At 69.8% G+C, this 14,413-nt stretch carries 8 protein-coding genes; 6 read left to right on the forward strand and 2 right to left on the reverse strand.

What is annotated here, in order from left to right; genetic code table 11:
• Positions 1 to 2,819 (forward strand): hypothetical protein (locus ACFPZ3_RS58005; RefSeq protein WP_379523029.1); only part of this gene is annotated, 2,819 nt, incomplete at its 5' end.
• Between the two features lie 123 nt (positions 2,820 to 2,942).
• On the opposite strand, the gene ACFPZ3_RS58010 is transcribed toward ACFPZ3_RS58005, so the two are convergent.
• On the reverse strand, positions 2,943 to 3,599 hold the full coding sequence (locus ACFPZ3_RS58010; protein WP_379523030.1) for a TetR/AcrR family transcriptional regulator: 657 nt from the start codon (positions 3,597 to 3,599) through the stop codon (positions 2,943 to 2,945).
• A gap of 154 nt (positions 3,600 to 3,753) precedes the next feature.
• Between ACFPZ3_RS58010 and ACFPZ3_RS58015 the strand changes: the two genes are divergently transcribed.
• Both ACFPZ3_RS58015 and ACFPZ3_RS58020 read left to right on the forward strand, forming a co-directional pair.
• Positions 3,754 to 6,021, forward strand: coding sequence for an MFS transporter (locus ACFPZ3_RS58015; protein ID WP_379523031.1), 2,268 nt, complete (start codon positions 3,754 to 3,756; stop codon positions 6,019 to 6,021).
• Positions 6,022 to 6,088: 67 nt separating this feature from the next.
• A complete protein-coding gene (locus ACFPZ3_RS58020) occupies positions 6,089 to 6,943 on the forward strand; it encodes a YceI family protein (RefSeq protein ID WP_379523032.1) in 855 nt (284 codons plus the stop codon).
• An 81-nt stretch (positions 6,944 to 7,024) separates the two neighbouring features.
• Here ACFPZ3_RS58020 and ACFPZ3_RS58025 read toward each other — a convergent pair whose 3' ends face one another.
• A complete protein-coding gene (locus tag ACFPZ3_RS58025; RefSeq protein WP_379523062.1) occupies positions 7,025 to 7,471 on the reverse strand; it encodes a nitroreductase family deazaflavin-dependent oxidoreductase in 447 nt (148 codons plus the stop codon).
• 226 nt (positions 7,472 to 7,697) lie between these two features.
• Here ACFPZ3_RS58025 and ACFPZ3_RS58030 point away from each other — a divergent pair, with 226 nt between their 5' ends.
• From ACFPZ3_RS58030 to ACFPZ3_RS58040, 3 genes are all read left to right on the forward strand, one after another.
• On the forward strand, positions 7,698 to 9,179 hold the full coding sequence (locus ACFPZ3_RS58030; protein ID WP_379523033.1) for a hypothetical protein: 1,482 nt from the start codon (positions 7,698 to 7,700) through the stop codon (positions 9,177 to 9,179).
• Between the two features lie 220 nt (positions 9,180 to 9,399).
• Positions 9,400 to 13,893, forward strand: a complete 4,494-nt coding sequence (locus tag ACFPZ3_RS58035) for an RHS repeat-associated core domain-containing protein (protein ID WP_379523034.1) — start codon at positions 9,400 to 9,402, stop codon at positions 13,891 to 13,893.
• Positions 13,878 to 14,189, forward strand: coding sequence for a DUF6966 domain-containing protein (locus ACFPZ3_RS58040; protein ID WP_379523035.1), 312 nt, complete (start codon positions 13,878 to 13,880; stop codon positions 14,187 to 14,189). Before ACFPZ3_RS58035 ends, ACFPZ3_RS58040 begins: the two co-directional genes overlap by 16 nt.
• Positions 14,190 to 14,413 lie beyond the last annotated feature (224 nt).

A 14,413-nucleotide genomic window follows, 5' to 3' on the forward strand; every position in this document is an offset into this window, starting at 1 on the left:
CCGAGGCCGCCGGCCGTTATGCGGGGCAGTCCAGCGCCGAGGCGAAGGCCGCGTTCGCCGCGGCCTCGCGGGCGAAGGCGAGCGCGGACCGGGCGAAGCGCGCCACCGTGGAGACGGTGCGTCAGGCGGACATCGCCAAGGACGCCGCCGGCAAGGCCCGCGATGCCGCGACGCGCGCGGTGTCCTACGCGGAGGCCTCGGCGAGCGCCGCGGCGAGCGCGGCGCGGCACGCGGGCAGCGCCGTCAACGCGGCCGAGCTGGCGACGCAGCACGCGAACAATGCCTACCACGCGGCGGAGGACGCGTTGACGGCGGCCGAGACGGCCCAAACCGTGTACAAAGCGGCGCGTGAGGCGGACGCCCAACGGCTCAAGGACGAGTTCGAGCTCGAGTTGTCCTTCGCCCGGCACGTCAGCCAGGAAGCCGCCAAGGCCAAATTGGGAGATGCTCGCGGCTTCGCGGTGCCGATGAGCAAATATCACACTCCGCAGATCGACGCGCTGATCGCCGAGGCCGCGGCCGAGCAGGCCGATCCGGTCCTGGCGGTCGGCAAGGCACGGCAGGTGGCCCGATACTTCGCGACGGTGCCCGGCACGTGGACCAGCTCGGCGGCCGTGACCGCGCTCGGTGAGGACGAACCCGTCCGTGTCCTCGCCTTCGTCAAGAGCGGGCTCGCCGCCGCCGAAGAGCAGGACGACCGCACCACGCTGACCGGTCTCATGGTCACCGGCACGCCGGCCATGAGGGCCGCCGCTCAGCACGTTCTCGACGGCGGGTGGACCGGCGTCGTCGCGTTCCTCAACGACCCGGACTACCCCGAACTCGCCGCCGAGGAACGCGAGCAGGTCGGGCGGATCCTCGCCGAGGCCCGCGGCGCCGGCAGCGCGCAGACCGAGGAAGCGGCGAACCTCGCCCTGCGCTCGGACGACCCGGACGCCCTCAAGAGATTCCTGGAGGTGACGCACAACACCACGTACACGATCGACGTCCGGTCGAAGGTCGGCGCGATCGCCGGGGACGACTCCTACGGTACGGAGGTGCGAAACGGCGCCCAGATCGCCCTCGCCGGCACGACGTCGATGCAGGTCGAGTTCCTGGAGGTGGACCGGCACCGTGCGGCCGAACGCGACTACGCGACCGCGACGCACAACTACATCGCCTCCTCCTTGATGATCGAGACCTCGCAGATCGCGCAGCGCGCCGTCGATTTCGCGCGCACCGCGCAGGCCGCGGCGGCAGAGGCCCGCGGCGCGGCGGAGGAGGCCATCGGTTACGCGAACGACGCAGGGAGGGCGGCCGAGCAGGCGCGGACGTTCGCGATCCAGGCCGTCGCCCACGCCCGCGACGCCGCCGCGTCCGCGGAACGAGCCGCGGAGTCCGTCCGCACCGCCGCCAACGCGACCAAGCAGGCCCAGCAGTCGGCCGGGAAGGCGTCACTCTCGGCTCGTTGGGCACGCGCCTCGGCTGTTTCCGCGGCACAGGACGCGGCCAGCGCCTTCGCCGCCTACGACGCCGCGTACGGGGCGCAGATCCTGGCGGGCAGGAGCGCGTCAGAAGCGGCTCGCATAGCCGCCGAGGTGTTCGATTTCTATCAGGAAGAGGCCAGGAAGCGTCTGGCTGATCTCAAGGCCGAGTGGTACGGACACTGCAAGTGGGGGCCCGAGGACGGCCTGCCCGGATACAACGACTGCAACGCTTACGTCGACAAGATTCTCAACGACCCCAAGGGCCCGCTCCACGACCCGGACGGCTACGCCCAGGAACGAATCAAGCACTGCAGGGAGCAGTTCGTCGGCAAGGCCCAGGACGCCTGCATGTCCGTCGTCCTGAGTCCTCTGTTCTCCTTCGCGGCAAGGGGGATCTCCGACCGGGAGACCGAAGCCCACCGCCTAGCCGAGGAGTACATGGCCCTGACCGGACTGGACCTGATCAACGCCGCCTCCCAGTGGAATGTGGTCAAGACCTGCAAGTCCCTCGGCGTGGGCGGCTCCGCGAGCATGAAGGAGAACTTCTCGGACTGCGTCACCGGGCTCCTGGACCAGACCAATCCCGACTGGGACAAATACTCGAGCCAGTGGAAGGGAACCTTCGTGGAGTCGCTCGTCCCGGAGGAGCTTCGGTTCGCGCAGTACAACTCGGTCTGGGGGACGATGTACCTGCGCGATCACCTGTCCGACCGGACGATCCTCTCGGCGATTCACGAGACTGATCTGGCGACCTCACTCCTGCGCATTCTTCCGATCGGATGCGTCATGGACGGAGGGCAGTGCCCGTACGCGGACACCGCGCAACAGCTCAAGGACGTGAGCGAGTCGATCAAGAAGCTGAACAACCAGGGCTATCTCGTCGACGAGTCCGGCCGGGTGCTCAATGCGAACGGCCTGCCGATCGCGAGCCTGCCGCCAGTCGATGATCTCGCGAAATGGGCGAACTATACGGTCGAAAGCGGGCTGCACGACGACCTGACGGCCCTCGAACAGCGCCTCGGCCTGCTGTACGGGCAGGAGTTCGGCCTGCCCATCGCACCCCCGGCGACGCAGCTCGAGACACAGCTCGCCTATCGCGTGGCCACGAAGGCAGTGGCGCTACGTGAGAACACGCTGCGGCTGGTCATGAACAATCGTGGCGGTGTCTGTGACGCGGCGCCGATCGACGACACCGCCCCCGATCAGCTGCGGCAGGTCGTGGCGGGGTGCGTCCAAGCCATCAAGATGTTGCTTCCGGCCGGCACGACCATGATCATCTACTATCCCGACCCGGCGAACCCGGCAGAGCTGCTTGAAGTCACCGTGCGTGGCGTCGGCCGCTGGCTGGACTGAGCCCGTTGCCGCGCATTGACCCGGTAGCGGGTCAATGCGCGGCCGTCGAATGACGGCCTGGTGAACGTCAGTCGCTCGTGATGGCCTGGTGAACGTCAGTCGCTCGTGATGGGCTGGTGAACGTCAGTCGCTCGTGACGGGTGCCAGCCACAGCCCGACGAGGGCGTCGACCAGCCCGGTCGCAGTGTCGTGCCAGCTCTTGCGGGGGGTGGAGGCGCCTTCCGCGAGTGCCCGTTCGCGGACGCCGCAGGTGTGCAGGACGAGCTGGCGCGTCATCTCGCCCCGTTCGGTACGCACGGTGGGGGACAGCGCGGGCAGACAGCGGTTGAAGCCCTCGATGTTCCGTCGCAGCGCGGAGGAGGCGTGGTTCTCCGCGGCCGTGATCGCGTAGAGCGCGGGGTCGGTGCCCACCTGCGCGAGGAAGCGGGCGTACCAGGTGGGAGAGCCGAGTTGCGCGAGGTGCTCGGTGACCGGGCGCACCATGCAGGAGACCCAGTCGCGTACGTCGTCGGAGCCGCCGATCGCGCTCACCATCTGCGCGCGTCGCCCCTCGATCGACTCGCTGTGCTTGCGCACGATCGCGCGGACCAGGTGCGTCTTGGTGCCGAAGTGGTAGCCGACCGCGGCGGTGTTGCCCTGCCCGGCGGCCTCGCTGATCTGCCGGTTGGACACGGAGAACACGCCGTGCTCGGCGAACAGCCGCTCCGCCGCCGTCAGGATGTGGTCACGGGTCACTTCGACGCGCTCGGCACGCGCGGTCCTGTCGGTCATCGTCACCATCTCACCTGAGTCCGTTCACCATGATCTCGCCGCGTTGTGAACTTCGCCAAACCTGATCCCGCGATGAGCGACCAGATCTCCGCTGCTAATCTTAACTCAACTGATTGACTTAATTTCTGGACGTTGAATTCCCCGCGCAACGGAGGCTTCCCGCATGACTGACAACCCGGCCCACGCCGCGCACGCGGCGAGCCCGCCACGGGCGAGCACCTTCGTGGTGGTGCTCGCCTTCAGCGGGATCGCGGTGGCGCTGATGCAGACCCTGATCATCCCGCTGGTACCCGAGCTGCCCACACTGCTGCACGCCTCGGCGGCCGACGCCACCTGGGCGATCACCGCCACGCTGCTCGCCAGCGCCGCCGCCACGCCGGTGATGGGGCGGCTGGGTGACATGTACGGCAAGCGGCGCATGCTGCTGGTCAGCCTGTTCCTGCTGATCGCAGGCTCCGTCCTGTGCGGTCTCAGCGACTCCCTGACACTCATGATCGTGGGCCGGGCACTGCAGGGCCTGGCCGCGGGCGTCATCCCGCTCGGCATCAGCATCATGCGTGACGAACTGCCCGCCGAGCGGCTCGGCTCCGCCATCGCCTCCATGAGCGCCTCGCTCGGCGTGGGCGGCGCGCTGGGCCTGCCCGCCGCCGCCCTCATCGCCGAGAACTTCGACTGGCACGTCCTGTTCTGGACCGCGGCGGCGCTCGGGGTCGTCGCGTTCATCCTGGTGCTGACGCTCGTGCCCGAATCCGCGGTACGCAGCGGCGGGCGCTTCGATTTCGTCGGCGCCGTCGGGTTGTCCGGCGCGCTGGTGTCCCTGCTCCTCGCCATCTCCAAGGGCGCCGACTGGGGCTGGGGCGACCCCCTCACCATCGGCCTGTTCGCCGCGGCGGTCGTGGTGCTGCTGCTGTGGGGCTGGTGGGAGCTGCGTACCCGGGAGCCGATGGTGGACCTGCGCACCACCGCGCGGCGGCAGGTGCTGTTCACGAACCTCGCCTCCATCATGCTCGGCTTCGCGATGTTCGCGATGTCGCTGGTGCTGCCGCAGCTCCTCCAGCTGCCCGAGGCCACCGGGTACGGGCTCGGCCAGTCGATGCTGGCCGCGGGCCTGGTCATGGCGCCGTCCGGCGTGGTCATGCTGCTGCTGGCGCCGATCGCGGCCCGCGTGTCCGCGGCCTACGGGCCGAAGGTGACGCTGATGCTCGGCGGGATCATCGTGGCCGCCGGCTATGGCCTCAACATCGTGCTGATGTCCGAGGTCTGGCAGCTCGTCCTGGTCTCCTGCGTCATCGGGGCCGGCATCGGATTCGCGTACGCCTCCATGCCCGCCCTCGTCATGGGCGCGGTGCCGATCTCCGAGACGGCCGCCGCCAACAGCCTCAACACCCTGATGCGCGCGATCGGCACCTCCGTGTCCAGCGCCGTGGCCGGGGTCATCCTGGCCGAGATGACCACCCGGTTCGGGCCCGCCGAGTTGCCCTCCGAGGACGGCTTCCGCGTGGTGCTGGCCATCGGCGCCGGCGCCGCCCTGCTGTCCTTCCTGCTCGCCGCCTTCGTGCCGCGCCGCAACCCGGCCGCCGCCGCTGCGGCCCCGCACCACACCCCCACCACCCATCCGGCCGCCGCCGTCCTGGAAGAGGAGCCCCAGCGCGCGTACGCGGCCCGGCCGGAGGGCGCGGTCGAGATCCGCGGCTTCGTCAGCGGTGACGACGGCCAGGCGGTCGGCCATGCCACGCTGACCCTGATCGACCTGCACGGCCACCAGCTCGGCAGGGCCATGAGCCTGGCCGACGGCGGCTACAGCATCTGGGCGCCTGGCACCGGCACCTACGTCCTGATCGCCTCCGCCGCCCACCGCGATCCGCAGGTGGCCACGCTCGTCGTGGGTGAGCAGCCGCTCGACTTCAATCTGATCCTCGCCGGATCGAGCAAGCTCATCGGCACCGTACGCGACCTGGAGGGGAAGCCGGTGCGCGGCGCGGTGCTCGTACTCACCGACGTCCGCGGCGAGGTGCTGTCCACGAGCACGACCGATCCGGACGGCACGTACTCCTTCTCCGGAGTGTCTGCAGGCAACTACACGCTCGCTGTCAGCGCCGACTCCTACCGTCCGACCGCCGTCTTCGTCGAGACCCACGGCGCCGGCCAGACCCGGCAGGACGTCGAGCTGCGGCCGGGCACCCGGATCCGGGGCACCGTACGGGTACGCGAAGGAGCCCCGCTGGCCGACGCCCGGGTGACGCTGCTGGACGCGGCCGGGAACGTGGTCGGCACCACGACCACGGCGGACGACGGCGCGTACGCCTTCGCCGACCTGACCGGCGGCCAGTACACCCTCATCGCCACCGGTTACCCGCCCATCGCCGACACCGTGACCATCAACGGCAGGGACGACGACGACCGCGATCTGTGGCTGGCCCACAAGGACTGACCGTCCCAGATTTCCGAACGAAGCACTGCTCCGGACGTACGAGCAGGGGAGAGCAGGAGCACGCACCATGGACACCAGCCAGCACAGGCAGCAGGGCCTTTCGACCGGTCGGCGGGGCCTGCGTGCCGCGGTCCGCACAAAGGACGGATGGGCCGTGCAGCACGCGGTCGTCACGGTGACGGACACGTCCGGGCAGCAGGTCGTGCGGGCCGAGGCCGATGCCGACGGAATCGTGTCGGGCGGCCCGCTGGCGCCCGGCGTGTACACGGCCGTCGCCACCGCGATCGGCTACGCGCCGGCCGCGCTGACGGCCATCGTGACCGCCTCGGGCGTGGCCGAGCTGGGCACTGTGGTGCTGGCCAGGCAGGGCGGCGACGACCTGCCGCCGCCCGGCCTCTGGACGCTCGACCCGGCCCACTGCACGATCGCGGCGACCGCCCAGCACCTCGGGCTCAGCACCGTACGCGGGCGGTTCCGGCAGTTCGCCGGGCGGATCGAGGTCAGCACGACCCCGGAGGGCTCGACGGTGGCCGCCGACATCGCCGCCGCCTCGATCGACACGGGCAACGCCACCAGGGACGATCACCTGCGCTCGGCCGACTTCCTGGGCGTGGCGTCGTACCCGATGATCTCCTACCGCGGCACCGGGCTCAGCCCCGCGGGCCCCGACCGGTGGACCGTCCACGGGACGCTCACCCTCGCCGGGGTGTCGCGGCCCGTGGACCTCGACCTGGCCTACCTCGGCACCGGCCCGGACCCGTGGGGCGGCCTGCGGGCGGCCTTCCACGCCGAGACCGAGCTGCGTCGCGAGGACTTCGCGATGACGTACAACCAGGTGGTGCGGGCCGGAATCAACCTGGTCGGCGCGATGGTGAAGGTCGAGCTGGACATCCAGGCCGTGCAGGGAACCTCTCTCCCATAGCCCCACTGGGACGGCGAGCGCGCGGGATTCACGGGTGCCGGCGGCGGTGGCACGCGTGCAGTGGGGCAGGCCTTCCTGCGATCAGTCCTCGACCGGCTCCAGTACGAACACTGGGATCTCCCGATCCGTCTTCTTCTGGTAGTCGGCATACGGCGGATAAGCCGCCACCGCACGCTGCCACCACTCGGCCTTCTCCGCGCCGGTCACTTCACGAGCCCTCATGTCCTGCTTGACCGGGCCGTCCTGAAGCTCCACACGGGGCTCGGACTTGAGGTTGAAGTACCAGACGGGGTGCTGGGGAGCGCCGCCCTGCGAGGCGACCACGGCGTATCGGCCTTCATGTTCCACCCGCATCAGCGGCGTCTTGCGGATCTTGCCGCTCTTGGCGCCCAGGTTGGTCATCACGATGACGGGCCATCCCGTGTCCCTCAAGGTCGTGCCCTTGGTACCGCCGGAGTTCTCGTACAGCTCCACTTGCTCACGTACCCACTGCGCAGCGCTGGGTTCGTACTCACCCTCAAGAGGCATGTCATCCGTCCCTAGGTCGGCCAACTCTCCTACGAAGAGGTTCAACGCCAGCACCATGCGTGTTTCATCCATGCCTGGTCTCGGTCGCTTGAGGTGACGGTGCCGGCAGCCGTCAGGACCGGAGGCCTGTTGATCTCGGGAGCGCCCTTGGCGGCGGCGCAGCCCTGGACGCGACGGCGACCGTCGCGCGATCCTCGAGACATTCCGCCTGTCGGAAGGGACCACCATGAGGACCCTTATCCCTGACCCGATCGAGCCCCCCGCCGAGTCGTGGGCCAAGACTGTGCACGCCGTCAACGCCGACGCCGCCGGAGAGGGCTCCGCGCTGCAAGGCGACTGGCTGGACCGCGGGGCCGTCTACGCCCTGGCAGCCGGCGAGCTCGTCGTCATGTTCGACAAGGCCCCAGGGGGCGCCGCGATCGTCACCCTTCACCAGGTGTCCGACGCTGAGGACGCCCCGCTCACCGAGCTGAGGACGTGGACCAACCCGGCGGGCACCATCGATCCTCAGGTCCTGGCCGACATCTCCGGCCACGTCGCCACGCTCAAGCCGCGGCGATACAGGCCGCTCATGCTCAGCTCCGGCCCGGCCCGGCCGAACACCCGCGCTGAGGACTGCCACCTGTGCCGCTTCGAAGTCCCGGCCGGTGAGGGCAGGCTGATGCAGGTCGAAGGCCGGGCCCGCGTCTGCCACACAACATGCCCGCCTCGCCCACCTCTGCACAACTATTATGAGCAGGCATGCGGCAACTGCCGCCACCCCGTCCCCGTGGGGGAAGGCATTCTCTACCAGACCCGCGGCCAGTACGGCACGTGGCTGGTCAAGCACGAGGACGGTCAGTGCCGCGACACTCCCGTCCCGGCCGCGCCCGCCGCTCCAGACGACGCCAGGCCCGGTGTGTGCGTCGAGTGCCTGCAAGACGTCCCCTTCGGGAGTGGCGAGGTGCATGGCGCCGGCGGCTACTGGCGCGTCACCCACGGCGAAGGCGCGTGCCCGCCCCACCCGTTCAACCCGGACAGCGCCCCCACCTGGCGAATCCTCGCCGGAGACAGTCCCAGGATTCCGGACATGCCGGCAGGTCCCGCCGCGGGAGAGACAGCTCGCGTCAAAGTTTTTCTCGGCCCGGGCGAGCCCCGGCCAACCGACGCGATCGGCTTCGAAACAAGAGAGTTCTACCTCAACGCAACAATCTCGTTCATCGCTGTCGGCCTCGCCACACAGAGCCGCGGCGACTACGACCCCGACGACGAGATCTGGTACGAAATCCACGAGAGCATCGTCCGCGCCGCCACCCCCGACGAAGCCGCACCCGTCCTCGAACGTGAGGCGGCCACGGCAGCGCGTCGCCGCGCCCTGGCCGAGCGCACCGAGTCCCTGCTCCAGACGTGGCGGTGGCCGCGCCCGGAGGGCCCCGACGACTACAGCAATCCGACTCCCGAGGAGTGGGCGGAGGTGTCCCTCACCAGCCTGACGAAGATCCCGCTTCCGCCGGGGCCGCCCGGCCCCTCCATGCTGTACGAACCGAGGGCCTACTTGGACGAGCCGAACGGCCTGATCTGGACGCTTTCCCACAACGGTGTGGAGGGCGACCACCGGGCGCCAGACCGCGGCAGCGTCTGGATACCTCGGTCCCACCCGCTCACCCCCGAGCGCCGCCGGCTCAGCGCGGACCTGCTCGCCGAGTACGGCCAGCCCTACTCCCGGTAGAACACTAGGCGTCATCCGCTCCGCGACCGGCGGTTTTGGGCGCTGTTGTCCGCTTGTCGGGCACTGGATTTCGCTCGGCAGGCCCGGTTACGACCGGTTCGGGTTGACGGTCGATGCGCGGTCGATCTATGCCGATGACGGCAGTTGTTGAACTGCGAGCTTCGCCGGCTGCGTACATTCCCGCGACACCTCATCAGGGGTCGGCGAAGCGGGTGATCACATGCCGGGTGGCTGGGAGACGCTTGGGCTGACAGGCGACCCTGCTCCGGGGGATCCGGCGCAGGTCCGCGCGTTGGCCACCCGGCTGGTGGAGCAGGCGAAGCTGGCCGAGGACAATACGGCCCGGCTGGACGGGGTCTCGGGTAACAGTTCGGCGCTGAACATGCGTGGCGACTACGCGGCCAAATACACCGAGGCGCTGCAGACGCTGCCCGGGGAGCTGGCCAAGCTGGCCAAGGCCTATCGCGGTGCGGGAAGCGCGCTGAGCACCTATGCCGGCAGTCTGGAGCAGGCCAAGACCCAGGCCGGAACGGCGCTGCGGCAGGGACAGACGGCGGAGCAGCAGTACCAGGGCGCGCTGCGTGAGATCCGGGCCCAGCTGCCCGGCTCGGCGACCACCGGCAGTCTGGCCGAGGTGGAGTCGGCGATCGGGGCCGCCGATCCGGCGGTGCAGGCGACGGTGCGGCCGGCGGTGGCGCGGGCGCGTAACGCGGAGGCGGATCGGGGCCGGGCGCGGCGGATCGCTGATGAGGCGGCCGGGTTGCGCGGGGATGCGGAGTCGCGGGCGGTCGGTGAGATCGAGCGGGCGCTGGAAGGCAGCGGCATTCAGAACAGGTCGTGGCTGGAGAAGGCGTGGGAGACGGTCTCCACTCCGTTCCGGTCGTGGGATGACTTTGTGAACTTGGCCCGCAACGTGGCGATGGTGGCGGGCATCGCGGTGCTGATCATCGGGACCGGTGGGGTGGCGGGGGCGATCCTGCTCGGGGCGGCGGTGGTGGCCGGGGCGGTGGTGTTCGCCGACTCGCTGAACAAGTACCGGCAGGGCAAGGCGGGTCTGGGCCAGGTCGTCCTGGACGGCATCGGCGTGATCCCGGGTGGCCGTCAGGTGGGGCTGCTGGCCCAGGGCGGCAAGGCGGTTGCGGCGCTGGGCGGGCTGGCGGCGGGCGTGCGGGCCGGGGGCGGTACAGCGATGGGGTTGTTCCGCGCCGGGATCCCGGCAGGCGCGACGGCGGTCAGGGGTGCGGGGCTGCGCGGGGCGCTGGGGGGCGGGGCGGGTCGGGCGTCGACGGCGGCGGGCACGGCGTGGCAGAAGACCAAGCAGTTCTTCAGCAAGGATCCGGTGTACTTCCCGACCGGCACGGTATTGCTGCCTCAGAGCGACTTCGAGTTGCCCGGCGTGCTGCCGCTGGTTCTCGAACGTGCCCATCTGTCGACTTATCGGGCCGGACGGTGGTTCGGGCCGTCCTGGGCTTCCACCTTTGACCAGCGGTTGGAGATCGACGACCGGGGTGTGTGCCTGGCGTTGGCCAGTGGCGCGCTGCTCAGCTTCGCGCATCCGGGGCCGGATGAGGTGGTGTTGCCGGAGGAGGGGCCGCGGCTGATGCTGGCCCGCGACGGCGACGGGTATCAGGTGACGGATCCCGCCACCGGCCACATGCTGCACTTCACCGCGGTGGAAGAAGACGTGGGCGACGTGCTGCCGCTCATCGCGATCAGCGACCGCAACGGCAACCGCATCGACCTGCGCTACGCCGGCGGCGTGCTCGCCGAGGTGATCCACTCCGGCGGCTACCACCTCGACATCGAGACGCACGCCGGCCTGATCGTGTCGATCCGGCTGCGCGAGGCCGGCCAGACCCTCATCGCCTACCGTTACGACGAGCACCGCAACCTCATCGAGGTGATCAACTCCTCCGGCCTGCCCCTGCGCTTCAGCTACGACGAGCAGGGCCGGATGACCCGCTGGGTGGATCGGATCGGCTGCTGGTACGCCTACACCTACGACGAGCAGGGCCGTTGCATGCGCGGCACGGGCACCGATGGCGTGTTCGACGTCGAGATCGACTATGGCGACGGCGTGACCGTGGCCCGCGACTCGCTCGGCCACACCACCACGTACCACTACAACGAGCAGCTCCAGGTCGTCCGAGAGATCGACCCGCTGGGGCACGAGACCTCCTATGAATGGGACCGCTACGACCACCTGCTGGCCCGCACCGACCCGCGGGGCCGCACAGCCCGTTACACCTACGACGGGCACGGTCTGCCGACCTCGATCGTCCGCCCGGACGGCGCCGTGTCCCGCCTGGTCCGCGACCAGCTCGGCCTGGCCGTCACCATCGTCGACTTCGACGGCCGTACACACGTGCTCGACTACGACCAGCGGGGCAACCTGTTCACCGAGCGCGGGGACGACACGCAGTACGCCTATCACTCCCACGGCGGCCTGGCGGGTTTCACCAACGCGCTGGGCCACACCTGGAGCGTGGACTGCGACCCGGCGGGGCTGCCGGTGGCGGTCACCGACCCGTCGGGCGCGAGCACCCGCTACGAGCGCGACGCCTTCGGCCGGATCACCACTGTCACCGATCCGCTGGGCAACACCTGCCGCTACGCCTGGACGGTGGAGGGCCGGCTCGCCGCCCGAACGTTGCCGGGTGGCGCCACCGAGCGCTGGCGGTACGACGCCGAGGGCAACCAGATCGAGCACACCGACCCGCTCGGCCAGGTCACCCGTACCGAGATCGGCCCCTTCGACCTGCCCGCCGCACAGATCACCCCCGACGGCGCCCGGCTTGGCTTCGGCTACGACACCGAGTTGCGGCTCGTCTCGGTGAGCAATCCGCACGGCCTGGTCTGGCGTTACGGCTACGACGCGGCCGGCGGCCTGGTGGCCGAGACCGACTTCAACGACCGCCGCCTCACCTACCGCCGCGACGTGGCTGGGCAACTCGTCGAACGCGTCAACGGTGCGGGGGAGAGCATCCGCTACGCCCGCGACCTGCTCGGCCGGATCACCGAGCAGCGCTCCGGCGAGCGGGTGTCCACCTTCGAGTACAACGCGCTCGGCCACCTGACCAGGGCCGTCAACGCCGATGCCGACCTGCGCCTCGACCGTGACGAGCAGGGCCGGGTCATCGCCGAGACCTGCAACGGCGCCACCGTGACCACGGTCTACGACCGGCTCGGCCGCCGCGTGCTGCGCCGCACTCCTTCGGGCGCGCAGAGCCGCTGGGAGTACGACCACCGCGACCTGCCCCAGACCCTCCACACCGGCGGGCACACCATCGACTTCGTCCACGACCCGGCGGGTCGGGAGATCACCCGCCAGATCGGCCCCGGCCTGACCCTGTCCAGCGAATGGGACCCCGACTCCCGCCTGCGCACCCACACCTGGAGCGTCTCCCGCCACGTCAGCCAGCGCCGCAGCTACGACTACCGCGCCGACGGCCACGTGAGCGCCATCGACGACCTGCTGTCCGGCCGCCGCCGCTTCGACCTCGACCCCGCCGGCCGCGTCACGGCGGTACACGGCAACGGCTTCGACGAACGCTACGCCTACGACCCGGCCGGCCAGATCACCCGGGCCACCTGGGCCACCCCCTCATCGGATCAGGGCGAGCGCGCCTACACCGGCACCCTGATCCGCAGGGCCGGGCAGGACCGCTACGAGTACGACGGCCAGGGCAGGGTCATCGCGCGCCGCCGCAAAGGCCTGTCGAACGGGCCGCGTACCTGGCACTACACCTGGGACGCCGACGATCGGCTGACCGAGGTGCGCACCCCGGACGGCCAGACCTGGCGCTACCTGTACGACGCCCTGGGCCGCCGGATCGCCAAGGAACGAGCCGACGGCACCGGCCGCGTCGACTTCGTCTGGGACGGCCAGATCATCGCCGAACAGACCACCACCGAACGCACCACCACCTGGGACTTCGAACCCGGCACCCACCGTCCCCTCACTCAGACGGAACGCATCCCGCAGGAGCAGATCGACCAGGCCTTCTACGCCATCGCCACCGACCTGCTCGGCACCCCCACCGAACTGATCACTCCCGACGGAGGCGTGGCCTGGCGCACCCGCCCCACCTTATGGGGCACCGACCTCGGCACCCTGTCCACCGGCGCCGACTGCCCGCTGCGCTTCCCCGGCCAGTACGCCGACACCGAATCCGGCCTGCACTACAACCTCTTCCGCCACTACGACCCGGCCACCGCCCACTACATCAGCAGCGACCCGCTCGGCCTGGCACCAGGCCCGAACCCGTACGCGTTCGTACACAACCCGATCACCACCGCCGACCCTCTCGGCCTGGCCCCCTACGGCGTGCGGGGCGGGGATGACGTCCTGGACCCGGTGACCGCCGCCACCTTCACGGGAAGTCGCTACACAACCCGCATCCTGACGGAGGACACCGTCCTCTATCGGGCCGGCAACACGGCGAGGGAACTGGGAGAGTACTACTCCGTGCAGAGACCGGTGGGGGCGATCCAGACGCGTATCGACAAGGCACTTCCGCCGGTATGGGATGACGGCAAGGAGTGCATCGTAAACACCGGCTACGCCATCAAGATCCCCTCGGGTGCGCGAGTCTTCGAAGGAGAAGTCGCGAACCAAGGCTCCTGGTACATGGGCGGCACCGATCAGGTCTACATCCGAGAACCTTGGAACATCCCCGGAGTTGAGGTGTTGAACTCATGGCCACTTCACTAGAGGAAGACCGCCTGCACAACGTGCTGGTCGCCCTGATCGAGCTGCTCGTCGGCGTCGGCGAAACCGGCTGGGCCGACGCCCTGAGGCGCCACCTCCTGGAGGTCGACGAGGCCCGTGACCGCGACTCGCCCGAACTGCTCCAGTACGCGGTCCGTCACGTACTCAATCTCTCCGGCGGCATGGGCAGCTTCGCGGACCTGGTCCTGATGCGCGAGCGGAAAGTGTTGCCAGAGCAGAATGAGTTCCATCGCTTGCGAAAGCAACTGTTCGACGCAGCCCGAGACGAGTTGCGCTAACCGACCCCGTACATCTTCACCCTGAACGGGCAACGCCAGCCACATCCTGGCCGTCATCGAGCTCGCTACCAGGCGCGTCCGCGTGCTCGGCACCACCGCTCACCCGAGCGCAAGCGGGTCACCCAGGCGAACGCGCGAGAGTAGGCTCCGTGTTCATGCCGTTAAGGGTGTACCTGGCGTTGATCCTCCTGTTGGCGGGCTGTGGCAACGAGCCGAGGCCCCCG

Source organism: Nonomuraea insulae (assembly GCF_042656245.1).